The sequence below is a fragment of the Nocardia higoensis genome, from assembly GCF_015477835.1.
GTDB lineage: Bacteria > Actinomycetota > Actinomycetes > Mycobacteriales > Mycobacteriaceae > Nocardia > Nocardia higoensis_A.
Map to the genome: position 1 here is coordinate 181,246 of NZ_JADLQN010000002.1, position 22,994 is coordinate 204,239.

At 67.2% G+C, this 22,994-nt stretch carries 26 protein-coding genes and 2 pseudogenes; 12 read left to right on the forward strand and 16 right to left on the reverse strand.

Annotated elements, in window-relative coordinates; all coding sequences use genetic code 11:
• Positions 1-20: 20 nt before the first annotated feature.
• From IU449_RS14965 to IU449_RS14985, 5 genes are read right to left on the reverse strand one after another with little or no spacing between them, the layout of a single operon-like run.
• Positions 21-1,076, reverse strand: coding sequence for an acyl-CoA dehydrogenase family protein (locus IU449_RS14965; protein WP_195002721.1), 1,056 nt, complete (start codon positions 1,074-1,076; stop codon positions 21-23).
• A complete protein-coding gene (locus IU449_RS14970; protein WP_195002722.1) occupies positions 1,073-2,083 on the reverse strand; it encodes an acyl-CoA dehydrogenase family protein in 1,011 nt (336 codons plus the stop codon). Before IU449_RS14970 ends, IU449_RS14965 begins: the two co-directional genes overlap by 4 nt.
• A complete protein-coding gene (locus tag IU449_RS14975) occupies positions 2,080-3,222 on the reverse strand; it encodes an acyl-CoA dehydrogenase family protein (RefSeq protein ID WP_195002723.1) in 1,143 nt (380 codons plus the stop codon). Before IU449_RS14975 ends, IU449_RS14970 begins: the two co-directional genes overlap by 4 nt.
• On the reverse strand, positions 3,222-4,193 hold the full coding sequence (locus IU449_RS14980; protein WP_228804720.1) for an enoyl-CoA hydratase: 972 nt from the start codon (positions 4,191-4,193) through the stop codon (positions 3,222-3,224). The genes IU449_RS14975 and IU449_RS14980 overlap by 1 nt, the downstream gene beginning before the upstream one ends.
• Positions 4,193-5,764 carry a FadD3 family acyl-CoA ligase gene (locus IU449_RS14985; protein WP_195002724.1) on the reverse strand — a complete coding sequence of 524 codons (1,572 nt, stop codon included), beginning with the start codon at positions 5,762-5,764 and terminating at the stop codon, positions 4,193-4,195. Before IU449_RS14985 ends, IU449_RS14980 begins: the two co-directional genes overlap by 1 nt.
• Before the next feature lie 89 nt (positions 5,765-5,853).
• On the opposite strand from IU449_RS14985, the gene IU449_RS14990 reads away from it, so the two are divergent.
• Both IU449_RS14990 and IU449_RS14995 read left to right on the forward strand, forming a co-directional pair.
• On the forward strand, positions 5,854-7,095 hold the full coding sequence (locus tag IU449_RS14990) for an acyl-CoA dehydrogenase family protein (RefSeq protein ID WP_195002725.1): 1,242 nt from the start codon (positions 5,854-5,856) through the stop codon (positions 7,093-7,095).
• The gene (locus tag IU449_RS14995) at positions 7,092-7,910 is read left to right on the forward strand and encodes an SDR family oxidoreductase (protein ID WP_195002726.1); all 819 of its coding nucleotides are present in this window, start codon (positions 7,092-7,094) and stop codon (positions 7,908-7,910) included. Before IU449_RS14990 ends, IU449_RS14995 begins: the two co-directional genes overlap by 4 nt.
• A gap of 32 nt (positions 7,911-7,942) precedes the next feature.
• Here the strand turns inward: IU449_RS14995 and IU449_RS15000 are convergent, their stop codons facing one another.
• Positions 7,943-8,365 carry a MerR family transcriptional regulator gene (locus IU449_RS15000; protein ID WP_195002727.1) on the reverse strand — a complete coding sequence of 141 codons (423 nt, stop codon included), beginning with the start codon at positions 8,363-8,365 and terminating at the stop codon, positions 7,943-7,945.
• Positions 8,366-8,412: 47 nt separating this feature from the next.
• Here IU449_RS15000 and IU449_RS15005 point away from each other — a divergent pair, with 47 nt between their 5' ends.
• The 3 genes from IU449_RS15005 to IU449_RS15015 all read left to right on the forward strand — a co-directional run bounded on the left by IU449_RS15005 (position 8,413) and on the right by IU449_RS15015 (position 11,228).
• Positions 8,413-9,342, forward strand: a complete 930-nt coding sequence (locus IU449_RS15005) for an MBL fold metallo-hydrolase (protein ID WP_324188261.1) — start codon at positions 8,413-8,415, stop codon at positions 9,340-9,342.
• Between the two features lie 25 nt (positions 9,343-9,367).
• Positions 9,368-9,991 (forward strand): TetR/AcrR family transcriptional regulator, encoded by a 624-nt coding sequence (locus tag IU449_RS15010; protein WP_195002729.1) that lies wholly within the window; start codon positions 9,368-9,370, stop codon positions 9,989-9,991.
• Between the two features lie 82 nt (positions 9,992-10,073).
• Positions 10,074-11,228, forward strand: coding sequence for an acetyl-CoA C-acetyltransferase (locus IU449_RS15015; protein WP_195003214.1), 1,155 nt, complete (start codon positions 10,074-10,076; stop codon positions 11,226-11,228).
• Positions 11,229-11,353: 125 nt separating this feature from the next.
• Here the strand turns inward: IU449_RS15015 and IU449_RS15020 are convergent.
• The 5 genes and pseudogenes from IU449_RS15020 to IU449_RS15040 all read right to left on the reverse strand — a co-directional run.
• Positions 11,354-11,677 (reverse strand): annotated as a pseudogene (locus IU449_RS15020) (IS701 family transposase); the annotation flags it as partial.
• 95 nt (positions 11,678-11,772) lie between these two features.
• On the reverse strand, positions 11,773-12,045 hold the full coding sequence (locus tag IU449_RS15025) for a hypothetical protein (RefSeq protein ID WP_195002730.1): 273 nt from the start codon (positions 12,043-12,045) through the stop codon (positions 11,773-11,775).
• Between the two features lie 98 nt (positions 12,046-12,143).
• Positions 12,144-12,380 (reverse strand): EndoU domain-containing protein, encoded by a 237-nt coding sequence (locus IU449_RS15030; RefSeq protein WP_195002731.1) that lies wholly within the window; start codon positions 12,378-12,380, stop codon positions 12,144-12,146.
• 183 nt (positions 12,381-12,563) lie between these two features.
• Complete coding sequence (locus tag IU449_RS15035) at positions 12,564-12,866, reverse strand: helix-turn-helix domain-containing protein (protein WP_195002732.1); 303 nt, start codon at positions 12,864-12,866, stop codon at positions 12,564-12,566.
• Positions 12,867-12,871: 5 nt separating this feature from the next.
• Positions 12,872-13,225, reverse strand: a complete 354-nt coding sequence (locus tag IU449_RS15040; protein WP_195002733.1) for a type II toxin-antitoxin system RelE/ParE family toxin — start codon at positions 13,223-13,225, stop codon at positions 12,872-12,874.
• A 579-nt stretch (positions 13,226-13,804) separates the two neighbouring features.
• On the opposite strand from IU449_RS15040, the gene IU449_RS15045 reads away from it, so the two are divergent.
• Positions 13,805-14,380 carry a hypothetical protein gene (locus tag IU449_RS15045; protein ID WP_195002734.1) on the forward strand — a complete coding sequence of 192 codons (576 nt, stop codon included), beginning with the start codon at positions 13,805-13,807 and terminating at the stop codon, positions 14,378-14,380.
• Positions 14,381-14,656: 276 nt separating this feature from the next.
• On the opposite strand, the gene IU449_RS15050 is transcribed toward IU449_RS15045, so the two are convergent.
• Complete coding sequence (locus IU449_RS15050; RefSeq protein ID WP_195002735.1) at positions 14,657-14,902, reverse strand: hypothetical protein; 246 nt, start codon at positions 14,900-14,902, stop codon at positions 14,657-14,659.
• 157 nt (positions 14,903-15,059) lie between these two features.
• Between IU449_RS15050 and IU449_RS15055 the strand changes: the two genes are divergently transcribed.
• Both IU449_RS15055 and IU449_RS29055 read left to right on the forward strand, forming a co-directional pair.
• Positions 15,060-15,644 carry a hypothetical protein gene (locus IU449_RS15055; protein ID WP_195002736.1) on the forward strand — a complete coding sequence of 195 codons (585 nt, stop codon included), beginning with the start codon at positions 15,060-15,062 and terminating at the stop codon, positions 15,642-15,644.
• 218 nt (positions 15,645-15,862) lie between these two features.
• Positions 15,863-16,007 (forward strand): annotated as a pseudogene (locus tag IU449_RS29055) (IS3 family transposase); the annotation flags it as partial.
• Between the two features lie 340 nt (positions 16,008-16,347).
• Here the strand turns inward: IU449_RS29055 and IU449_RS15060 are convergent.
• Together IU449_RS15060 and IU449_RS15065 are read right to left on the reverse strand one after the other, a co-directional pair.
• Positions 16,348-16,554, reverse strand: coding sequence for a DUF397 domain-containing protein (locus IU449_RS15060; RefSeq protein ID WP_195002737.1), 207 nt, complete (start codon positions 16,552-16,554; stop codon positions 16,348-16,350).
• Positions 16,551-17,579 carry a helix-turn-helix transcriptional regulator gene (locus IU449_RS15065; RefSeq protein ID WP_324188262.1) on the reverse strand — a complete coding sequence of 343 codons (1,029 nt, stop codon included), beginning with the start codon at positions 17,577-17,579 and terminating at the stop codon, positions 16,551-16,553. The genes IU449_RS15060 and IU449_RS15065 overlap by 4 nt, the downstream gene beginning before the upstream one ends.
• On the opposite strand from IU449_RS15065, the gene IU449_RS15070 reads away from it, so the two are divergent.
• From IU449_RS15070 to IU449_RS15085, 4 genes are read left to right on the forward strand one after another with little or no spacing between them, the layout of a single operon-like run.
• A complete protein-coding gene (locus IU449_RS15070) occupies positions 17,489-19,201 on the forward strand; it encodes a cytochrome P450 (protein ID WP_228804724.1) in 1,713 nt (570 codons plus the stop codon). The two genes, IU449_RS15065 and IU449_RS15070, sit on opposite strands and share 91 nt — an antisense overlap.
• 17 nt (positions 19,202-19,218) lie before the next feature.
• Entirely contained in the window at positions 19,219-20,499 is a 1,281-nt protein-coding gene (locus tag IU449_RS15075) for a cytochrome P450 family protein (protein ID WP_195002739.1), read from the forward strand.
• Entirely contained in the window at positions 20,489-20,764 is a 276-nt protein-coding gene (locus IU449_RS15080) for a hypothetical protein (RefSeq protein WP_195002740.1), read from the forward strand. The genes IU449_RS15075 and IU449_RS15080 overlap by 11 nt, the downstream gene beginning before the upstream one ends.
• Positions 20,737-21,045, forward strand: a complete 309-nt coding sequence (locus IU449_RS15085; protein ID WP_195002741.1) for a hypothetical protein — start codon at positions 20,737-20,739, stop codon at positions 21,043-21,045. Before IU449_RS15080 ends, IU449_RS15085 begins: the two co-directional genes overlap by 28 nt.
• A 208-nt stretch (positions 21,046-21,253) precedes the next feature.
• Here the strand turns inward: IU449_RS15085 and IU449_RS15090 are convergent, their stop codons facing one another.
• Both IU449_RS15090 and IU449_RS15095 read right to left on the reverse strand, forming a co-directional pair.
• A complete protein-coding gene (locus IU449_RS15090; protein WP_195002742.1) occupies positions 21,254-22,021 on the reverse strand; it encodes a nucleotidyl transferase AbiEii/AbiGii toxin family protein in 768 nt (255 codons plus the stop codon).
• The gene (locus tag IU449_RS15095) at positions 22,018-22,533 is read right to left on the reverse strand and encodes a type IV toxin-antitoxin system AbiEi family antitoxin (RefSeq protein ID WP_416382173.1); all 516 of its coding nucleotides are present in this window, start codon (positions 22,531-22,533) and stop codon (positions 22,018-22,020) included. Before IU449_RS15095 ends, IU449_RS15090 begins: the two co-directional genes overlap by 4 nt.
• Positions 22,534-22,994 lie beyond the last annotated feature (461 nt).

Genomic DNA, 22,994 nt, shown 5'->3' on the forward strand with positions numbered 1-22,994 from the left:
CCGCACCCGTGCGTAGTGGTTCAGGCCGCCGCGGGCCGCCGCGCCGCGCCGAACAGCTGGGCGTCGCCGTGGGCGCGCTTGAAGAACAGATGCGCGTCGTGTTCCCAAGTGATCGCGATGCCGCCGTGCAATTGCACCGTCTCGGCGACCACGTCGGTGAAGGCCCGCGAGCAGTGCGTGCGCGCGACCCAGACATCCTCGGCGGCCGAGGCGGCGCCGGTCGCCAGCGATTCGGTGGCCAGTCGTGACACCGATTCCGCCGATTCCACCAGGACGTACATGTCGGCCATGCGGTGCTTGAGGGCCTGGAAACTGCCGATCACCCGGCCGAACTGCACGCGGGACTTGGTGTATTCCACCGTCGTCTCGAGACAGCGCCGGGCCGCGCCGACCTGTTCGGCGGCAAGAGCGGCCCACGCGATCTCGCGCAGCTTGCGAGTGAGTTCGGCGCAATCGCCGGCGCCGAGGCGGCGGGCGGGCACCGACGCGAAGCTCACTTCGGAGAGCTTGCGCGTCGGATCGAGAGCGGGCACCGTCCGCCGGGTGACGCCCTCGGCGTCGGCGTCGACCTCGAACCAGCCGGTCGCGGTGACCACGATCAGCGTGCCCGCGCCGGTCGCGTCGAGCACGTAGTGGGCGGTGCCGTCGAGGGTGTCGCCCTCAGCGCGCACCCCCGGTTCGTCCCAGCCGCGCGGCCCGGCCCAGCACACCGCGAGGGTGCGCGAACCTTCGGCGACCTCGGGCAGCAGCCGTTCACAGGCCTCGGTGTCGCCGGACAGCAGCAGCGCCTGCACACCGAGCACCGCCGAGCCCAGCATCGGTACCCCGGCCAGCGTGCGGCCGAGTTCGCCCACCACGAGCAGGGATTCGACCAGGCTCGCGCCGACGCCACCGTATTCCTCGGGGATCGCCAGCGCGGCCACGCCGATCTGTTCGCACAGCAGCCGCCACAGGGCGGGGTCATAGCCGAGGTCGGTGTCCATGGCCGCGCGCACCGATTCCGGCTTGGCGTGCTTGGTCAGCAGCGCGCGCACCGAATCGGCGAATTCTCTGCGTTCGGTCTCGTCGAGGCTCATGCGATGCCCCGTTCCCGCCGCAGCTCGGCGGCGATGCGGGCGCGATGCGCGGCGGCGGTGCCCCAGGCCGAGCGCAGCGCGGTGACCCTGGTCAGCCACAGCGACAGGTCGTATTCGGCGGTGTAGCCGATCGCGCCGTGCACCTGCAGCGCCGCGCGGGCGGCGGAGTAGGCGGCCTCGTCGCAGGCCACGGCGGCGGCGGAGACGTCGCGGGAGCGGGTCGGGTCCTCGAAGGTCAGCGCGGCCCGGTGCAGCAGCGGTTCGGCCAGGTCGAGGGCGATGAGGACGTCGGCGAGCTTCTGCTTGACCGCCTGGAACTCACCGATCGGCTTGCCGAACTGCTTGCGCTGCTTGGCGTATTCGGTGGCGGCGTGCAGCAGGGCCCGGCCCGCGCCCCATTGCTGGGCCGCCGAGGCCAGGACACCGGCGTCGAACGCGCGGGCCGCGGCCGTACGCACCTGCTCGCCCTCGGCCACGATCTCGCCCGCCTCGACGGTGAACAACCGGCGGGCCGGGTCGATCGAGCGGATCGCCGCGCCGGGCGTGCCCACCGAGAGGGTGTCGCCGGAGACGAGCAGAACCAGCTCGGCCTCGTCGGCGTCGACCGCGACGGCCCGGCCGCCCGGCTCGGCGAACGCGACGGTGCCCAGTGTCGATCCAGCGGCGATGCCGGGCAGCCAACGTTGCGCGGGCCCGGAATCCGGAAGCGATTGCAGCAGTGCGGGAATGGCGGCGGCGCTCTCGGCAAGCGGGCCGGGCGCGGCGGCGCGGCCGAGTTCGACGAAGGCGACCACCAGGTCGATCGGCTCCGCGGCCGCGCCGTCGTGATCCTCGCCGATCGCCAGGCCGAGCACGCCCTGTTCGGCGAGCTGGCCGATCAGCGCGCGACCGGGCGCGCGGTCACCGGCCGACCACGCACGCACCGCCGCGGGCGCGCGCCCGCTGTCGAGCAGTTTGCGCACGCTGCCTGCGAAGTCGAGCTGTTCGGGGCTGAGCGCGAACCTCATCGGCTGCTCCCTCTCGGTAGACCGAGCAGCCGCTCGGCGATGATATTGCGCTGGATCTCGTTGGTGCCCGCGTAGATCGGGCCCGACAGCGAGAACAGGTAGCCGTCGGTCCACGCGCTCGCTTCCTCGGCCCGCGCGCCGAGCACGTCCAGCGCGGTCTCGTGCATGGCGATGTCGAGTTCGGACCAGAACACCTTGGTGATGGAGGATTCCGCGCCCAGCTTGCCGCCCTCGTTCAGGCGGGTGACGGTGCCCCAGGTGTGCAGGCGGTAGGCCTCGCTGCGGATCCACGCGTCGACCACCCCGTCGCGGGTGGCGGTGTCGGATTCGTCGGCGTGCTCGGCCCACAGGTCGATCAGCCTGCTCGCGGTCGCGGTGAACCGGCCGGGACTGCGCAGCGAGAGGCCGCGCTCGTTGCTGGAGGTGCTCATCGCCACCCGCCAGCCCTCGCCGGGCGCGCCGATGACGTCGCGATCGGGGACGAATACCTCGTCGAGGAAGATCTCGGCGAAACCGGGCTCACCGTCGAGCTGGGGGATCGGCCGCACCGACACGCCCTCGGCGGTGAGCGGGAACATCACGTAGGTCAAGCCCTTGTGGCGTTCGGCTTCCGGGTCGCTGCGGAACAGGCCGAAAGCCCAGTCCGCGAACGTCGCCCGCGAACTCCAGGTCTTCTGCCCGCTGAGCAGCCAGCCGCCCTCGGTGCGCCGCGCGGTCGAGCGGATGCCTGCCAGGTCGCTGCCCGCCTCCGGCTCCGACCAGGCCTGCGCCCAGATGTCGTCGCCGCGCGCCATGCGCGGCATGATCCGGTCGAGTTGTTCCTTTGTGCCGTGCTCGAACAGCGTCGGCGCGAGCAGGAAGATGCCGTTCTGGCTGACCCGCCCCGGGGCCTGCGCGGCGTAGTACTCCTGCTCGAAGAGCACCCAGTCGAGCAGCGAGGAGTCGCGACCGCCGTACTCCTGCGGCCACGCGACCACCGAGAGCCTGGCCTCGGCCAGCGTGCGCTCCCACTCGCGGTGCGCCTCGAAGCCCTCGGCGGTGTCCATCGAGGGCAGCGGCTGCGCGGGCTTGTTCGCGGCCAGGAACTCCCTGACCTCCCGTTGGAATTCTCGCGCCGCCTGATCCAGATCCAAATCCATCAGGCTGTCCCGTTCTTCTCTGCGGCACCGGCTTTTTCCGAAGAACCGTTCTGCCCAGCGCTGTTCTCGTCGGTACTGTTCGTGTCAGCGGCGTTCTTCTCGGAGACGGTCGCCGTATCGCGCATGCTCCTGGCGTTCATCCCGCCCAGCGAATCCGCGCCGACCTCGGCATTGTGCGCGTGCGCGAAGTGATGCAGGCCGAACACCGAGTCCATGCCCGCGCGCATGCCCATCAGATCCTCGGCCTGGTTGACCGCCTTCTTGGTCAACGCCAGCCCGAAACGCGGCATGGCGGCGATCTTCTCGGCCAGCGCGAATGTCTCGGCCTCCAGATCCGCGCGCGGCACCACCCGGTTCACCATGCCCCACTCCTTGGCCGTCGCGGCGTCGAAGCGGTCACCGGTGTAGAGGAACTCCTTGGCCTGACGCGGCCCGAGCATCCACGGGTGGGCGAAGTACTCCACGCCCGGAATGCCCATGCGCACCACCGGATCGGAGAAGAAGGCGTCCTCGGAGGCCACGATCAGGTCGCACACCCAGGCCAGCATGAGCCCGCCGGCGATGCACGCGCCCTGCACCATGGCGATGGTCGGCTTGGGAATCTCCCGCCACCGCCGGCACATGCCCAGGTAGACCTCGGACTCGCGCGCGAAACGCTGATCGCCGCCCGCCTTGTCGACGTGGTCCCACCACAGCACGGCCTTGTTCTCGTAGCGCACGTGATGGTCGCGCCCGGGGGTGCCGATGTCGTGGCCCGCGCTGAAATGCTTGCCGTTGCCCGCCAGCACGATCACCCCGACCTCGTCGTCCTCGACCGCGCGCACGAAGGCCGCGTCCAGGGCGTAGGTCATCACCGAGTTCTGCGCGTTGCGGTAGTCGGGCCGGTTCATCGTGATGACGGCGACTCGGCCGCGCCGCTCGTAGGTGACTACCTCACCTTCGTCGGGCACCCCGGCGGGTTGGTCTGACATTACGAATTCTCCTCACGTTTTTCGCCGTCACGGAGCTGCCGCTTGAGCACTTTCCCGGCCGCGCTGTAGGGCAACTGGTCGCGGAACTCGATCGCGCGCGGCACCTTGAAATTGGCCAGCACGGTTTTGGCGTGCGCGATGACCTGGTCCTCGGAGAGCGTGGCGCCGGGCTTGGGCACCACGAACGCCTTGCCGACCTCGCCCATCCGCTCGTCCGGAATCCCGACGACCGCGGATTCGGCCACGCCGTCCAGCCGTGCCAGGGCCTGTTCGACCTCGGCGGGATAGACGTTGAAGCCGCCGCTGATGTACATGTCCTTGAGCCGGTCGGTGATCTTCAGATATCCGCGCTCGTCGACGGTGCCGATGTCGCCGGTGTGCAGCCAGCCCTCGGCGTCGATGGCCTCGGCGGTGGCCTCGGGATCGTCGAGATAGCCGAGCATGATGTTCGGGCCCCGCAGCAACACCTCGCCGGAGCCGGCGAGTTTCAGTTCGAACCCGGGAATGGGCCTGCCGCAGGTGTTGGCCACGGTGGCCGCGTCGTCGCCGGTGTCGCACATGGTGCCGAATCCGGCGGACTCCGACAGGCCGTAGGCGGTGAGCACCACGTCGAAGGCCAGTTCCTCGCGCATCCGCTCGATCAGCACCACCGGCACGGTGGCCGCGCCGGTCACCGCGACCCGTAGCGAACTCAGGTCGTAGGAGGCGCGGTCGGGGAAATCGAGGATGGTCTGGTAGATCGTCGGCGGGCCGGGCAGCACGGTGATCCGCTCGGCACCGATGAGCCGCATGGTCTGCGGCACGTCGAAGGTGACCTGCGGGACGATCGTCGCCCCGGTGACCACACAGGCCAGAATGCCCGCCTTGTATCCGAAGTTGTGGAAGAACGGGTTGACCACCAGGTAGCGGTCGTCGGTGCGCAGCGTCGCGCGCTCGGCCCAGGCGCGCACCACCGACAGCGCCTGGCGATGGGCCACCAATGTGCCTTTGCTGCGGCCGGTGGTGCCGGAGGTGAACAGGATGTCGGACAGGTCGTCGGGGGAGACCTCGCGTGCCCGCTGCTCGGCCGCCTCGGCAGGCACCGATTCGGCGGCTGCTTCCAGATCCGGCCAGTTCAGCGTGTGCGCGTCGGTCTCGACCGAGGTGCCCGGCTCGACCGGGATCACCACGACCGTCTCGATCGCGAGTTCCGGCGCGGCCGCGCGCAGTTCGGCCAGGCGGTCGCGGCCCAGGAAGGTGCCCGAGACGAACAGCGCCGCCGGATGCACGCGGGCCAGCACGTCGGCGGCCTCGTCGGCGACATAACGGGTGTTCAGCGGCACCAGCGCCGCGCCCGCGTACTGCGCGGCCAGCGCCGCGACCACCCAGTGATGGGTATTGGGAGCCCACATCGCCACCCGGTCGCCGCGGCGCACTCCGCGGGCGATCAGCGCGCGTGCTGTGCGCTGGACCTCGGCCAGCAGGCCGGACCAGTCGAGGCGGACCTCGCCGTCGGCGAGCGCGGGCGCGTCGCCGTACGACCGCGCGGCCTCGTGCAGGGCCAGCGGTGTCGTCTGTGCAGGAACGGTCACGGATTTCCTCACCGTCGGTGCGCGTGCCGGTCGGAGCCGACTCGAGCAGCGCTCTACAAAGCAAGTGCTTGGTAGGTTATCCTACCGACGTGGTTGCGATCCAGACCTCAGAATCCAGTACCGCCGCACAGGACGCGCGGTTTTGCGCGGAAGTGCGCGCATGGCTGGCGGACAATCTCGACGGAGAATTCCGTGACCTGCGCGGACTCGGTGGCCCAGGCCGCGAACACGAGGCCTTCGACGAACGGCTCGCGTGGGACCGGCACCTGGCCGCGGCGGGGTGGACCTGCCTGGGCTGGCCGGAGGAATACGGCGGGCGCGCCGCCAGCGTGCGCCAGCAGGTGATCTTCCACGAGGAATACGCCAAGGCGAACGCGCCCGCGCGCGTCTCGCACGTGGGCGAGGAACTGCTCGGCCCCACCCTGCTCGCCTTCGGCACCGAGGAACAGAAGCGCCGCTTCCTGCCCGGCATCCGCAATGTCACCGAACTGTGGTGCCAGGGCTATTCCGAGCCGGGCGCGGGTTCGGATCTGGCCGCCATCACCACCGCCGCCCATCTCGACGGCGATCAGTGGTCGATCAACGGGCAGAAGATCTGGACCTCGCTGGCACATGTCGCCGACTGGTGTTTCGTGGTCGCGCGCACCGAGAAGGGCTCGAGCAGGCACAAGGGCCTGTCGTACCTGCTGGTGCCGATGAACCAGCCCGGCATCGAGGTGCGCCCGATCATCCAGCTCACCGGCACCTCGGAATTCAACGAGGTGTTCTTCGACGACGCGCGTACCGATGCCGATCTCGTCGTCGGCGAACCGGGCGACGGCTGGCGGGTGGCGATGGGCACCCTCGCCGTCGAGCGCGGCATCTCCACCCTTGGTCAGCAGATCCGATTCGCCAGGGAACTGGCCGATATCGAAGACCTGGCCAAGCGCACCGGCGCGGTCGAGGACCCACTACTGGCCGACCGCATCGACCGCGCCTGGGTGGGCTTGCGAGTGCTTCGCGCCCACGCCCTGCGCACGATGGCCGGGCACGGCATCGACGAATCCGGGCAGGCCTCGGTAGCGAAGTTGTTGTGGGCCAACTGGCATCGCGGTCTAGGCGAGCTCGCGATGGCGGTGCGCGGCGCGGAAGGTCTGGTGGCGGGCGCGGGCGGCTCGACGTCGGCCACCGCGGGCTCCGGCGCCGCGGCGGCGAGTGCCGATGATCTCGACGAATGGCAGCGGCTGTATCTGTTCACCCGCGCCGACACGATCTACGGAGGTTCGAACGAAGTGCAGCGCAACATCATCTCCGAGCGGGTGCTCGGTCTGCCGAGGGAGGCTCGTCCGTGACCGCGAGTGGACAGAACGCAGGCGGCCCGCTGTCGGTGGCGCCGCAGCCGGTGGCCGGGCACGGCCTGCTGACCGGACGGGTCGCGGTGATCACCGCCGCCGCAGGCACCGGCATCGGCTCGGCCACCGCGCGCCGACTGCTGGCCGAAGGCGCCGACGTGGTGATCTCCGACTGGCACGAGCGCCGCCTCGGCGAGTCCGAGGTCGAGCTGAAAGGCGAGTTCCCCGAACGCCGGATCGCCGCGATCGTCTGCGACGTGCAGAGCACCGAGCAGGTGAACGACCTCGTCAGCGGCGCGGCGGCGGCGCTCGGGCGCATCGACATCATGGTCAACAACGCCGGTCTGGGCGGCGAGACCCCGGTGGCCGACATGACCGACGAGCAGTGGGATCGCGTCCTCGACATCACCCTCAACGGCACCTTCCGCTGCACCAGGGCCGCGCTGAACTACTTCCGCTCGGCCGGTCACGGCGGCGTGATCGTCAACAACGCCAGCGTGCTGGGCTGGCGCGCGCAGTACGGGCAGGCGCACTACGCGGCGGCCAAGGCGGGTGTCATGGCGCTGACCCGGTGCAGCGCGATCGAGGCCGCCGAATTCGGCGTGCGGATCAACGCGGTCGCCCCGAGCATCGCCCGGCATGCCTTCCTGGACAAGGTCTCCTCGACCGAACTCCTCGACCGGCTCTCCGAGGGTGAGGCCTTCGGCCGCGCCGCCGAGCCGTGGGAGGTGGCCGCGACCATCGCGATGTTGGCCAGCGACTACACCACCTACCTCACCGGCGAGGTGGTCTCGATCAGCAGCCAGCGGGCCTGACGATTCGATTCCCGGGGGAGTGTCCGGCGGGATCAGCGCCGATCCGGAAATTCCGCTGTGCGGCGCGCGTTACCGCGCTTGGTGAAATCCGAGCATTCCGGGCAATCGGCGATGACCGGGTGGCTGCAGGCAGTGAGGTGTTCGAGGAACTGCTCGGTGGCCTGCAGCAGGGCGATTCGCTCACGCACCTGAGCGCGATGGGCGGCGACGAGGGCCAGGCGTTCCTCGTGGGCGCTGTGCCCGAGTCGGCGCATCGCGTCGAGGGACAATCCGGCGCGCTGCAGGATCCGGATCAGCCGCGCGGAGTCCAGGACGTGCTCGTCGTAGCTGCGATGACCCGACGGGCTGCGCTTCGGCGTGAGCAGACCGACGGATTCCCAGTGCCGGAGCACATGCGCCTCGACGCCGAGGGCGGCTGCCGCGTCGCCGATCTTCATCGTCCGGGTTGTGGTCACGATGCACCTCTTTACTTCATGTCGACATGAAGTATTACCGTGCCATCGTGTCTGATCCAGTACGCACCCCGAGCCTGTTCGAATGTTGTTCCGCGGCAGTCGGTTCGGTGCGCGGCGCGCTACGGCCGCGACGTGCCGACCAGCGGTTCCTGCGTTCGATCACCGATGCGGGACTGCCCACCGCCCGGCGCACCGTCACGGTGACCGCCCTGGCCCAGGTGCCACGGCTGGTGCCGACAGCCGCTGTCGTGGAGGGACGCTTCTCGCCGCGCCGCATCGCCAACTCCATGACCTCGTTCGTGGTCCAGCACCCGGAAGCGACCTTCCTCGTCGATCCGGGCTACTGCATCGATGCCGATCATCGCGCCATCGCGCAGCTACCGAGACTGTTGCGGATGGCCGTGCGCCCGCCGTCGGACACCATCCCGACGATCACCGCACTGGCGGCCGAACCCGCATTGGCTTCTGTGCATTTCGCGCTCCCGACACACGCGCACTGGGATCATGTGTGCGGGTTGCTCGATATGCCGGGCCTGCCGGTGTACCTGCATAGCGCCGAGCACCACTGGATCTCCCGAGGCGCCGTCGCTCCGGTCGGCGGCGTGCGCGATTCGCTGAAGGATCGTCCCCTGATCGAATACGATCTCGACGGCCCGCCGATCCTCACCTTCACCCGCAGCCACGACCTGTTCGGCGACGGCAGCGTGGTCCTGGTCGACCTCGCCGGCCACACCCCCGGCAGCATCGGCATCCTCGCTCACACCCGGCGCGGCTGGATTCTGCTGGCGGGTGATGCCGCCTGGCATTCCTTGCAGATCGAGGAGATCCGCCAGAAATCCGCCTTTCCCGGCAGTCTCGCCGACAACGACCGCGATCTCGCCTTCAAGACCCTGCACCGCCTGCACCTGGCGCGTCACTTCGCTACCGTCATCCCGACCCACGATCACGACGCAGCCCATCATCTCGCCGCCATCTAGCACCAAGCAAATGCTTGGTTGTACTATGGCCAACGTGACCGCACCAGACGCCTCGAAATCAGCACGGCGCAACGAACTGCTCGGCCTGGCCGCCGAGCTGTTCGCCGAACGGGGCCTGCGCGCGACGACCGTACGCGACATCGCCGACTCCGCGGGCATCCTGTCCGGCAGTCTCTACCACCACTTCGATTCCAAGGAGTCGATGGTCGACGAGATCCTGCGCGGCTTCCTCGACGATCTGTTCGGCCGCTACCGCGAGATCGTCGCCGCGGGCCTGAGCTCGCGCGACACCCTGGAAGCCCTGGTGCTCGCCTCCTACGAATCCTTCGACCGCCACCACGCGGCCGTGGCCATCTACCAGGCCGAGGCCAAGCGCCTGCGCGACGCCGAACGATTCGCCTACATCGACGAATACAACCGCGAGTTCCGCGCGCTGTGGCACCAGGTGCTCACCAACGGCGTCGCGGATGGCAGCTTCCGCCCCGAACTGGACGTGGAACTGGCCTACCGCTTCCTGCGCGACACCGTGTGGGTGGCGGTGCGCTGGTACCGCCCCGGCGGACCGATCACCGTCGAGACCCTCGCCAAGCAATACCTCACCATCGTGCTCGACGGACTCACCGTGCCCGAGCGCACCGACCAGGCGTAGCGCCTCCCCGCGCAATCACGCCGCCGCGTCACCACTAGGAGTTCAGATGTCCGCACCCTCCGCTCGCCGCCCCTACGCCCCGATGCGCGACGCCTACGTCGTCGACGCGGTGCGCACTCCCGTCGGCAAGCGCAACGGCGCACTGGCAGGCGTGCATCCGGCCGATCTCGGCGCGGCCGCGCTGCGTGGCCTGTTCGACCGCCAGCCGCTCGACCCGGCCCGCGTCGACGACGTCATCGTCGGCTGCGTCGACAATGTGGGCCCGCAGGCGGGCAATATCGGCCGCACCATGTGGCTGGCGGCCGGCTACCCCGAAGAGGTGCCCGGCGTCACCGTGGACCGCCAGTGCGGCTCCAGCCAGCAGGCCATCAACTTCGGTGCCCAGGCCATCATGAGCGGCACCGCCGAGGTGATCGTCGCGGCGGGCGTGCAGAACATGAGCGCCATCCCGATCTCGGCGGCCATGCTCGCGGGCAAGGAGTACGGCTTCGACTCGCCGTTCGTCGGCGCGCAGGGCTGGGACCACCGCTACGGCACCGGCGAGGTCTCGCAGTTCCGCGGCGCGCAGATGATCGCCGAGAAGTGGGACATCACCCGCGAGGACATGGAGCGCTGGGCGCTGCGCAGCCACGAACGCGCCCGCGACGCCATCAAGAACGGCCGCTTCGACGGCGAGATCGTGCCGGTCGGCGACTTCTGGATCGATCAATGCCCGCGCGAGACCAGTCTGGAGAAGATGGCCTCGCTGCCCGCCCTGGCCGAGGGCAGCCCGCTGACCGCCGCCGTGGCCAGCCAGATCTGTGACGGCGCGTCCGCCACCCTGCTCGCCTCGGAGTGGGCGGTGCAGGAATACGGGTTGAAGCCCCGCGCCCGCATCCACCACGTCAGCGCCCGCGGCGCCGACCCGATCTTCATGCTCACCGCGCCGATCCCGGCCACCAAGTGGGCGCTGGAGAAGACCGGCCTGACCATCGACGACATCGACGTGATCGAGATCAACGAGGCGTTCGCCCCGGTGGTGCTGGCCTGGATCAAGGAGACCGGCGCGGACCCGGAGAAGGTGAACGTCAACGGCGGTGCCATCGCTCTGGGCCACCCGCTCGGCGCGACCGGCGCGAAGCTGTTCGCCACGCTGCTCAACGAGCTTGAGCGCCGCAACGGGCGCTACGGCCTGCTCACCATCTGCGAGGGCGGCGGCACCGCTAACGCGACCATAATCGAGCGCCTGGACTCCTGATCCGATCAATTCGGGGCCGGTGAATTGCCGGTCCCGAATCGGCGCAGGTTGTGCCGATCAAGAGACCGCTCGTGCCGCCATCACCATGTCGCGGTAGGGCCATCACCATGTCGCGGTAGGACAGTCTGACAGTTCTCGGTCCGGCCGGCGGTGCCGGAATACTGACGCTGCACCCCGTCCCGGTCACCAAGCCTGTCAGCGACGTAATCGCGCACATCATCACGCACACCGTCGACGTCCCAGTCCGCCCGCCGCAGCAGCCGCTGCATGCCGTCCGGAGAGATCTCACCGGCGGCCTCGGCCAGCGTCCACCCGTTCTTGCGTTCAAGCCCCGCCACCAGACCGGTCATATACTCCCGGACCCGCTCCTGCGGCTCCGACCGGGTGAACCGGCCACCGATCCGCGCATGCAGCGAATCCAACTCCGCTGCAACAACATCCACGACCACGCAGGCACGATACTCGAAGCGAGTGCCGTTGCAGTACTAAGCAGAGGCTCTTTCGAAGATCCGCCAGCCGACGAGCCGCAGATCATCGCGGCGTATCAGGTAGCCACGTTGAGCTCGGAGAGCACGCCGTCCGGGTCGCTGATGTAGGGGTATCCCTCGACCGGCGGATTGAACTGGCCGAGCAGGTTGGCCACGAGGTCGCGCTCGACCTGCGTGATCTTGATCTGGCGCTTGACGAGAATCGCGCACAGCTCGTCGACCGAGTTTGCCCACTCCCCGGCGTCGCTATCGCTCCGGCAGGAGGCGACCAGGTCCGACGGCAACCGGTCGGCGACGCTTTCAAGGAGCTCGCGCGAGTCCTTGTTCAACTTGTTGAGCCGCTGATTACGGGCTTCGACGGCTTGGGGATCCCGCTGTCGCCTCCGGGCCTCTCGCGCTGCTCTGTTCGAATTCATTTGAAGTCTGCCTAATTGATCGGTTGAGGGTTGCCTTGCGCGTCGTTCCGGGTTACCCCCTTACCTCCGAGCGGGTAGGCGGTGATGACGTTGCCGTTCGAGTCGACGATGACCTTGATTTCCACGCCGTTTCGTGTACCAATGCACGCCCAGTTGCCGTTGTTCTGCAGGACCGGCGGCTGGTCCGGGTTCTTGGCGACGTCCAATGCCCCTCCGGATCGTTGGTAGCGGTCAAGAAGATCCGCCACGACGGCATCGACGGCACCGACGAGGTCGAAGTCGGGGTGTCCTCGTTCGAGAGCGCCGCTGAGCTGCTCGACCGACTCGGATTCACCGCGCGCAGCTACGCGGCACGGCCAACGTCACCATCATCGAACGCCTGGACAGCTGACTGGAAAAGGCTGGGGCCGGTGGTGATACCGGCCCCTTGCCTACGCGATCTTGAAGCGGTCGTCCCCGAGTTCGACCTCGATCCGAAGCGTGCCGCCGACCGCAGCGACGTAACGGCGGAGGGTTTCGAGCCGCACGCGATCGAGATCGCCGCGCTCGATGTTCGACACCCGGTTCTGCCCCACATTCAACCGGTCGGCCACTTCCTGCTGAGTCAGGTGAAGCTCTTCCCGTAATTCCTTCAGTCGGTAGGCGCGGACCTGGTCGAGCATCCTGGTCTTATGCGCATCGACCACCGCCCGGTCGACGGGTCGTTTGGCGAGTATGTCATCGAGATTGGTCATAGCTCTCAACCCTTCAACTTGGCCAGATGCTCGTCGAAGCGATCATCGGCGATCGGAATATTCACCCGATACCACTTGTCCCATTGACCGGCCTTGTCTCCTGCAATGAGGAAGATCGCTTTGCGTTCGAGGTCGAACGCAAAGAGCACACGTAGTTCCGACCGACCAGTCGAACCCGGGCGCAACTCCTTCATGTTCTTGTGTCGTGATGCCTTGATCGTGTCGACGAGCGGGCGGCCGAGTTGCGGGCCGCGCTCGGCAAGCAACTCGATCGCCGCAATGACTTGCTCGTATGACTGTTGATCCAAGTTGACCAGCCAGTCTTCGACATATGCCAGGTCCACATCCCAGTTCCCCACAAAATCTCACGCTATCACCTATAGATGATATCACTCGAACGGCATATCCGCTGGTTGCGTAACGAGCAGCTGGCTCGGCAGCCGATACGGGCCGCTACGGCCTGCTCACCATCTGCGAGAGCGGCGGCACGGCCAACGTGACCGTCATCGAGCGCTTGGATCGCTGAGTCGACAGGTCGGGGCCGACACTTTCGGCCCCGGCGTGCGCGTGCGCTTCACCGCCGCCTTCGCGTCGAGTCGTGCGGCACGACGACGCCATGCCATGAGTGCGCGGCGGTGCGGTCAGACCCGGGTAGCGCTGCTCGACAGTGTGTGCGCGGCAACAGTTCTCGTGCCATAGCAAAGATTCGAGAACACGGTCTCGGTCTGCATCAACGGAGCAGCGCCGGAAGGCCCGCAGTGGAACGTCAAAGACGACAACCTGCATTCGGCGTTTCGCCGCTACCGCGACGGGGCCACCCGGGTACACCTCCGGTGATGTGTTCCATGTCGAAGCGGCCCATGCCGCCGGCAAGAACCTGTATGTGACCCCACTCAACCGGTGTCGGATTCCGTTGGCGGTGTGGCAAAATCGCTGAAATGATCGAGTCCAACGCTGTCGCTGGGGCGCAGCTAGTGGCTGATGACCTGGTGAATGCGTTCGGCCTTCAGGTATTGATCGACGCCGAGACCGATGATCGGCTCGGCGATTCCATCGGCATACGGATTCCCGAACTGGGAGTCGAGATGGGATATCGCCCCTCCGCCGAAGTCGCACCGGAGTCCGTGGCCTGCCAGTTGGCCAGCCACATTCAGGACGATGTCCTGTCACGGACCGGGATGATCTGGCCCGAGGACCGCGGGCGTGGCGACCAGCCGCTGGTTCCCGGCGACACGGGGTGGTATCGGGAGAGCGAGCCCGCAGTAGTGGTGCCCTATGGGCACGCGGGTGCCGCGCATCGACCGGACGGTTCCCTCGAAAGTGTCGTCCGGTGGTGGCTGGGCTACTGGTTCGTCGGGGCGATCGCCGACCCGGCGGGAGATGTGTGGTTTTCCGAGCACGAGTTCGACGGTGACCTGTCGATGATCCATCCCGGGGTTCGTGTCGACTACGAGGTCGGTGAGAGGTTCCACGGAAAGCTCCGCAAGGCAACCGTAGTTCGGGTCGCCGGCTGACGCCTGATCTCGGCTCTGAGAGTCCGGGAATCGGTCTCCCAGAGCTGGCTTGCTTTCAGCTCCGCCTCAGTGCCCGATTTGCCGATCCCGGGATCAGATAACCGCCAGCGGCCGCGGGAGACCACTCTGGAGAAGATGGCCTCGCTGCCCGCCCTGGCCGAGAGCAGCCCGTTGACCGCCGCCGGGGCCAGCCATGGGTGCCGCCCGAGGTTGTGGTGGAGCCGGGAGTTCGCCGGGGCGTGCGCGGTAAGCGGCCGCAGTCATTGTGGAGTGTCCTCAGCGGCCGGAGCCGAACCCCAACAGCGGGACATCGAACATGTCCGGTTGCGGTGTCCGGTGCAGTTCCGGCGAGATTACTTCGGTGATGATCATCTCGGTCAGGAACTGCACTTGTGCACCGAGAAGATGACTGGTGTGACCGGTCGCCGAATATTCCTTGAGCCCGACAGCTACATGGATGTGTGGTTTGACCTGGCCTGTCACGGGGTCAACGGCCAGGGTGCCGCCACCGAACGCTTCCACATTGCGTAGGTGAATCTTCGACCAGGCCGGCGCGTCCGGTGTGTCGATTCGCTCGCAGGGTGTCCTACGAACAGGCACACGAAAGAGCCCTCGAGACACATCCGCCGGGTAAGAATTATGATCCCGATGTGATCGACAAGTACCCAGAATTCGGTCCTTGGTGGCGCAAGCAGAACGGGCTGCCGCCGCGATGATGACAATCGAAGTCGACGGTCACGGGATCGTCGCGATAGACGAAGACGACGAGAACGCCGCGTATTCCGCCGCGCGGATACTCACATCGTCCGCTCCCGCTACTGATAGTCCGGGCACGGTAGGAGACATCCGAGTGATGGTAGAGGTGTTGCGCCGCCACGGCGGCATCGCACCACGCGCACTACTCGGGGCGCAGTTCGTCGTCAGTGACGACGCGACCACCACCCTGATCGAAGTCGAAGTCGCATCATTCGACCTGATCGACAGCGACGAACAACGAACAATCGCGAGCAGGCTGTGGACACGCCCGTTCACCTCGGGCTTACCTTCGGACATGGCCGACGCCGTCCTGCACGGCCTGACCGCCGACGCGCGTGTCCAGCTGCCCCCCGGTGTTCTTCGGGTCGACCGCGCGGGGTTCGATGTCACGAATTCCTCCGAGGCAATTTTCGCCAAGACCGCTTCGCTGTTGGGGATCGCTATCTCCGTCAAACTGTCAGGCCGCGATCCTGAACCGATACTGCGAGCCGCAATCCAGGATTGGTAGCCGCACCGAAGCCTGTCCCGGCGGCCCCGGGATTACTCGGGGGCACTCCACCGGCGACGACCCGGACAGCTGCGTTGCGATCGGATCCGAGGGCCTCGGTGAGGTCGGCGATGAAGAACACCTGGCATGTCCCCGGTGAATGCGACCGCCTGGAATTAGAGTCCTGTTAGCACTGGTGAGGGGTCAGAAAGACACTGAGAACCATGGCAGGACGGAAACGGCGGCGGCGCCAATACGGCGGGATGGACACCGACGCTGCGAAAGAGCTCAAGGAACTGCGGGAGCAGAATGCCCGGTTGAAGCGAGTTGCTGGCCGATGCCGAGCTGGAGAAAGACGCGTTGCGAAAAATCGCTCGGGGCAAATTCTAGGCGCCGCGGCCAAGCGGCGAGCTGTGGACATGCCATGCAGCACCCACCACCCGGTGGCCTTCGGGATCAACTGAAACCGACGAAACAACCCGGACTCTACTCCCGGGTGGTGGCGTTATCGGGGACTGGCCACTTGCATGAGAAGTCGGCGAAGCGGTCGACTTCTCGCAGATATGTGCCGACCTCACCGAATGAGGCATCGGAAACCCGAGGCGATGGCGGTGCTGCGCGCTGTCGGAACGATTCGAGGGCTGATCAAGGGGTGCGGCTGAACGGCCTCGCCTCGATGGTCGGGGTGAGGCCGTTCACTCGTGCCCGGATGGCCCTTCGGCGTTCAGGGCCGATCGAATTGACCGTCGCGGGCTCCGGCGAGGAAGGCATCCCATTCCGCCGGGGTGAAGGTCAAGACGGCCCCCCTCGGGTTCTTGGAGTCGCGCACGCCGACGCCACCGCCGTCCAGATGTGCGATCTCGACGCACTCGCCGCCCGCGTTGCTGAACGTGCTCTTGAACCAGTGTGCGCCGGATAGGTCTGCACTCACGATGTGTACTCCTTCGCGATCTGTCCCACCAGTTCCCTGGTGTTCTCTTCGTCCAGCGCCGCTCGCTGGATGTCTTCCACGGCCGCGCGGTGGCGCGCTACCAGCGCATCTTCCTCGAGGAACAGTGCGCCGGTGTAGCCCTCCACATAGACGACCGGTGGCACCGGTTCCGCGCGCACTGACAGCGGGGGAAAGTGCAGCAGGACAAAACTCTGGGTACGCAGGCCCATGTGCGGCCCCGCCGTGAAGGGAACGACTCGCAAAGAGACATTGGGCATGCGGCTGACTTCGATGAGATGGTGCAGCTGCTCCACCATCACCTCGGCACTCCCGACATGATGGCGCAGGGCCGCCTCGGAGAGCAGCGCGTTTAGCTGGAAGCCGGGTGCCCCGGTGAGCCGATGCTGTCGCCGCGCGAGCAATTCCAGTCGGCGCTCTACATCGACCGCAGAGACCACCGGATCGGTCGTGGTCTCGATCCACCTTCGATAGCTGCTGGTCTGCACCAAGCCGGGCAACAGCGTCAGCTGGAAGGCGGTCAGGCGATCGCACGCCTGCTCGAGGCTCATGTAGTGGTCGAAGTGCGGATTGACCACATCGGAGTACGCGCGCCACCACCCCTGCGTCGAGACGCTGTCGTTGATCGCCCTCACCTCCTTGTGCAGCTCGAGAACTTCCTCTCGCTCCGCCTCGCTCGCGCCGTAGAGGTCGAGCAGTTCGCGGTACTGCGCCGTGCTGATGCGCGCCGGCCTTCCTTCCTCCACACGCCCGATCGTCTGCTTGGACACCTCGATGCACGTGCCCGCGGCGAGCTGACTCTTGTTCGCCCGCTCTCTGAGCTCGCGCAGCCTGCGGCCGAGCGCTCTCCTCGGAAGTGTCGAACCTGTCATCCTTCGTGCCTCCCTACCAGGGTAGTTCCACCACGGACCGGTGCGTGGTGGACCGTGCCGTCGTGGACCGGTTCTTAATGAACCGCCCCACGATGGACGACCAACCAATTTCGTACGAATTGCCTTGTCAGGCATTCATTTTAGGTCGATTTGGTGTGTACTTGAGGGGCTTCGGCGGTGGGGGAACCGGGGCTCAGCGATATCGCGGCAAATCCAACACTCTTGTGCCCAAAGGATCTGAGATGCCTGTGTACGAAATATGTCTGCTTCTGGCGGTTCTTCCGCTGGCGGCGCTGGGTGTGCTCGTGCCGTTCCTTGCCGAGTCCCGGAAGTCAGCTGAGCCAATCCGCGTGCGCACCAACGAGTTCCGACGATCGACGGGTAGGCGGGCCGACTCCGATGGTTGGGCTGATGTCCGAGTGAGGGGTGGGCATGTCGACTGCCCAAGCGTCCGATTCGGCGCGAAGCCGCTGGCTACCTCCGTGCCTGTCAGGAAAATCGATGGTGCTGCTCCCAGCAAATGCCCTATCGGTCGCGGCTCGCCGCCGGACGCCGATAACGCATCGCGTGTCCCGATCTTCACCGAACAATTCGCATCCGACCCGTATGGCGCATACGCCCGGATGCGTGAGCGGTTCGGTTCGCTGGTGCCGGTGTGGCTGGCTCCTGGGGTTCCCGCGACGTTGGTGATCGGCTATCGGACCGCGCTGGAGATCCTCAACGATCCCGAGCGCTTCCCGGCCGATCCCAGTTCCTGGCAGCGTGGCATCCGCCAGGGGTGTCCGGTTCTGCCGATGATGCAGAAGCGTCCGAACGCGTTGCGCAGCAGTGGGATCGAGCATGCGCGGTATCGCGCGGCGAACGTGGACGCGCTGCGGCGCGTGGATTTGACCGCCCTGCATGCGCTGGTCGAGCGCAGTGCGCTGAGGTTGATCGACGGGTTCGGCGGCTCAGGTCGGGCCGATCTGCTCGGCGACTACGCACGCCCGCTGGTGTTCGAGGTGATCGGCGAGCTGATCGGGTGCGATCCCGACATCAGTGAGCGGGTCGCTGCCGGGATGGCGACGATGTTCGACACCACCACCGATGCGGTCAGCGGGAACCGTTCGGCGGTGCGGGCGTTGGGCGAGCTCGTCGCCCGCAAACGTGCCCGGCCGGGGGAGGACGTCACGTCCTGGCTGCTCGCGCATCCTGCCGGTCTGGACGATGCGGAACTGGTCCATCAGCTGTTCACCTTGTATGCGGCGGCGAGTGAGCCGTTGACGAATCTGATCGTCAACACGGTGTCGTTGATGACGAGCCGCCCGGACTTCGGGGGCCGGGTCGTCGCGGGTGAGGTCTCGACCCGTGACGCGCTGAACCATGTGTTGTTCCGTGATCCGCCGTTGGCGAACTTCTGCATGTCCTACCCGCGTCAACCGCAGCTCGTCGGCGGCATTTGGCTGCCGGCGCATCAGCCGATCGTGATCAGCCTGGCCGCGGCCAACAACGACCCGGCCGTGATGGGCGGCAACATCTTCGGCAACGAGTCCCATCTGGGACTGGGCGCAGGGCCGCACCGTTGCCCCGCACGGGCGCTGGCCGAGCTGATCGCCGGTGATGCGATCGATCAGCTCCTCGACGTGCTGCCCGAGATCGAACTGGCGGTCCCCGCCGACCGGCTGAGCTGGCGGCCGGGCCCGTTCCATCGGTCCTTGGAAGCGCTGCCGGTCGTCTTCACACCTGTTTCGTCACTGTCGGTTCCGACCCTCCGCTGAACGTTAGGCGATCCCTCATGACCGATCTGCAAACAACACCCGTACCTGGCCGCGAGCCTGATCCGATCCGGCTGGACGTCACCGGCGCCGACATCATCGGCGAAGCCATCGCGTTGCGTGAGCGCGGGCCGCTGGTCCGGGTGCTGCTGCCCGGCGATATCCCCGCGTGGGCGGTCACCGACCCGGAGGTGATCAAGGGACTGTTCACCGACTGGCGGGTGTCCAAGGACGCCCATCGACATTGGCCCGCCTTCATCACCGGGGGAGTGCCCGCGGACTGGCCGCAGATCGCGTGGGTGTCGGTGCGCAACATGTTCACCGCCTACGGCAAAGAGCACCACCGTCTGCGCAGACTCGTCGGCCCTGCCTTCAGCGCTCGCCGCGTCGCCGCGTTGCGCCCGCAGATCAGGATGATCATCCGCAGGCTGCTCGACGATCTCGCCGCCCGCCCCGACGGGACGGTGATCGACCTGCGCGAGGACTACGCCACCCAAGTGCCGCTGCGGGTGATCACCGCCCTGATGGGAGTCCCCGCCGAGCTGCAACCGCGACTGCGGGTGTGTGTCGACGAGATCTTCTCCACCAGCCCGCGCCGCGACCCGTCGACCACCTTCACCGAGCTGGTCGACACCCTGACGCAGTTGGTGGCGCGCCGCCGCATCGAGCCCGGTAAGGATATGACCAGCCTGCTCATCAGCCACCGCGACAACGACGATCGGCTCAGCGAAGAAGAACTCGTCCACACGCTGTTGCTGGTGATCAGCGCCGGCTACGAGACCACCGTCAACCTGATCGATCGGGCCGTCTATCAGTTGTTGACCCGGCCTGAGCTACTGGCGCAACTGCGTACCGGTGCTGTGACGTGGTCGCAGCTGATCGAAGAGTGCTTGCGGTACGCGCCGCCGGTGCCGAATCTGCCGCTGCGCTACGCGGTCACCGATATCGACATCGCGGGCCAGCGGATCGAAGCCGGTGAGGCGATCCTCGCCTGCTTCGCCGCCGCCAACCGTGACCCGCACCTGCACGGCCCGCATCCCGACGTCTTCGACCCGACCCGCCCGAACACCGAGCATCTGTCCTTCGGGTACGGGCCGCACTACTGCCTCGGTGCGGCCCTGGCCCGGCTGGAGGCGATCGAAGCACTCCCCGCGCTGTTCGGGCGGTTTCCCGATCTGACGCTCGCTGTCGAGCCGGGTGAATTGCGGCCGCTGCCCAGTTTCGTATCCCACGGACATCGGTCCCTGCCCGCGTATCTGGACCGGCCGCGCGATCCGGGAGGGCCCCACCGTGGCCGCTGATATTCCGTCGATCTGCGCCGTCGTCCCGCTCGAGCAGGCACCCAGCATCCGCACCGCCGCCGACGAGCGCCGCCACGACAACCCGCACTGGCCCACACGATCACCCGAACACGCCGCGAACGCGCTGCAGCTCCACGGCGGCTGTGCCTGGCACTGCTCCACCAAGCTCGCCGCCCTCCTGGTGAGCAGGAACGACTACCAGTACTTCCGCGAACGCGGCCGGATCGAAGGAAACGCATGGGCACCATCGCTCTCGGACTGCTGAACCTCAGCGTCAGCTCCGCACCCGAGGCCGACCGCCACACGCTCGTCGAACTCGCCGCGGCGCACGGCTGCACCATCACCCACGTTCTCGACATCGACGCAGACACGTTCATGCCCACCACGCTCATCATCGACAGCGCCTGCAAGATCCGCGCCACCACGATCCTGGCCCCGAGCATCGAACACTTCGGGACAGCGACCAAAGCACTCACCCTGGCAGCCACGCTGGTCGTGCCCCGAACCGTCATCCCCCGGGTGCGCGGCTGGAACCCCAATCCCTGACCGCACACCGCCGCGTTCAGTTCTGCTCGTATACCCCCGGGTTTCGGCGCGGCGGAGCACAGAGCCCGCCGACTTCGAGGCCGGACGGTCGACGCGACGCTCATCGAGCGCCTGGACTACTGACCCCGGACGGTGCGGGACTCGCTGTCGCCGGCCCCGCACCGGCAGTCGGTGGCAATGTCGGTCAGATCGACCTCGCGTTCCAGGGCTATCCGCCGCTGTCTCCGGTGGGTGACAGACGTGCCCATGCCTCGCGGACTTTCCGCAGTGCCTCTGCTGCGGTGATGTCGAGTCGAGTCTGCCCGGCCAGTTGCGAGTTCCATGCGTCGTCGGCCGGTGGCCGGTCGAAAAGGTGGGCCCCTGGCAGTCTGTTCGTCGGACCATAGCGTCGATACAGCTCTGCTGCGGCGTGGTCGATACCGTCTATTGCCACCAGTGCCCAGAGATCCCACAGATCGCGTGGTGCGCGCCGGTCGTGCCAGGTCGCTGTCTTGGCGGCGGCGAAAGCGGGCAGGGTAGGCACGAACAGTTCGGCCGGTGGGGCGTCGCCATAGCGCTGTTCGAGGATTCGCGACTCAGTCGGCCAGAGTGTCCGGTTTCGTGAGGAGAGCAATTGGATCTTGACCGACAGACCCTGCGCCGAGCGGAGATTCGCAGCGCAGGTATCCGCTGTCGCGGTCAGGGCCGGCATCCACTCCAGCCGACCATGGGTGCGTGCGACAGCACGTGGCAGCGCTGCGTCGAGTTCCGCCGCGAGTGCGGTCCGGCTGCCCAGGGCGACCAGATCGATGTCCTCGCTGAGCCGACCGTTGGTCAGGTGGGTGCGCGAAAGCGCTGTTCCACCGATGAAGTGCAGCCGATCCCCGAATCGGTCGCTGATCGCCGCGAGAAGGTGGGAGATCAGGTGATCGCGTTCGACCTGTTCCGGGGAGACGCCGAACCGGTCGGCCACGGCCTCTCGTTCATCGATGTTCATGCTCGTATCTCCCCCCAGGATTCGGCGCGGCGGAGCACGCCCATGAGCCGCTGTGCCGCCGCGAGTTGTACGAGTCGTTCGTGATCGCTGCGTGCGTAGAGCGTCGCGACAGCAGCCGGGACGTCTGCCTCGGCATTTCCGAGGCCCGGTCGTTTCGTGAGGTCCAGAACGGTCTGTTCGGGGGTGGTAACCAGTGCGGGACCGAGTGGCGTTTCCGCTCGCTCGGCATCCAGTGCGTCGGTGTCGCGCCGAACGAAGCGCACTGTCGCAGTCCGATCCGACAGCGTGATCGGCCTGTGCTGGCGAGGGACGGCGACGACCGCGGTCGCGAGGGCGCGGGGAATGGCACCCCACATTCGTGCGGCGCTGATTCCCATCAGCACCGCGTTGTCTGCTCCGTATATCGAGGAGGCGATGCCTGCGGCTACCGCTTCTAGACCCGGTAGCCAGGTCCGCCCGACGTGTTCGGGTGGAACGATGACGTAGTAGCCGTGGGCGACACGATGGAGCAATCCCTTATCCGTCAAGCGAGCGATCTCGGGTCGAGGGTTGGCGTAGACAGCGGTCGCATCCTGTGGGCGAATCGTACGGAGAGGGCTGTGCCACAGGCCTGCCGGGAGCGGGGTGCTGTGATGGTCGACCACCAGGCCTCCTCTGCATTAGTATGCATTTCGTAGGTTTTTGGCCTACGGAATGCATACTAATGCCCATCCTGTCGGCGTGCATAGCCGCGGTGCGCGGGTCGGTCAATGCCGCTACTTAGCTCATGGCGACATTCTTCGGACGCGTGGTCCGGCCGATGGCGACCGCGATACTCAGCCTCCGCCGCCAAGCCGCTGACCAAGCAGCCCGTGAAGCCGCCGCCCCGCCGCACAAAGCGAGCGGGACACTCGCCTCATACGCCTCGATGCTGCGGCACGGCCGCTGTTGGAGGCGATCGCCACCGTCATCTTGGACGACGGTGGAGGCCTCG

What these genes read in the sequence shown, in the direction of transcription:
- IU449_RS14965 (WP_195002721.1), bottom strand. Translation starts at nt 1,076, where the DNA reads ATGAGCCTCGACGAGACCGAACGCAGAGAATTCGCCGATTCGGTGCGC.
- IU449_RS15035 (WP_195002732.1), bottom strand. Translation starts at nt 12,866, where the DNA reads ATGACCAATCTCGATGACATACTCGCCAAACGACCCGTCGACCGGGCG.
- IU449_RS14975 (WP_195002723.1), bottom strand. Translation starts at nt 3,222, where the DNA reads ATGGATTTGGATCTGGATCAGGCGGCGCGAGAATTCCAACGGGAGGTC.
- IU449_RS15045 (WP_195002734.1), top strand. Translation starts at nt 13,805, where the DNA reads ATGATCGAGTCCAACGCTGTCGCTGGGGCGCAGCTAGTGGCTGATGAC.
- IU449_RS15085 (WP_195002741.1), top strand. Translation starts at nt 20,737, where the DNA reads ATGGGCACCATCGCTCTCGGACTGCTGAACCTCAGCGTCAGCTCCGCA.
- IU449_RS14970 (WP_195002722.1), bottom strand. Translation starts at nt 2,083, where the DNA reads ATGAGGTTCGCGCTCAGCCCCGAACAGCTCGACTTCGCAGGCAGCGTG.
- IU449_RS14980 (WP_228804720.1), bottom strand. Translation starts at nt 4,193, where the DNA reads ATGTCAGACCAACCCGCCGGGGTGCCCGACGAAGGTGAGGTAGTCACC.
- IU449_RS15015 (WP_195003214.1), top strand. Translation starts at nt 10,074, where the DNA reads ATGCGCGACGCCTACGTCGTCGACGCGGTGCGCACTCCCGTCGGCAAG.
- IU449_RS15065 (WP_324188262.1), bottom strand. Translation starts at nt 17,579, where the DNA reads ATGCCTGACAAGGCAATTCGTACGAAATTGGTTGGTCGTCCATCGTGG.
- IU449_RS15010 (WP_195002729.1), top strand. Translation starts at nt 9,368, where the DNA reads ATGGCCAACGTGACCGCACCAGACGCCTCGAAATCAGCACGGCGCAAC.
- IU449_RS15075 (WP_195002739.1), top strand. Translation starts at nt 19,219, where the DNA reads ATGACCGATCTGCAAACAACACCCGTACCTGGCCGCGAGCCTGATCCG.
- IU449_RS15090 (WP_195002742.1), bottom strand. Translation starts at nt 22,021, where the DNA reads ATGAACATCGATGAACGAGAGGCCGTGGCCGACCGGTTCGGCGTCTCC.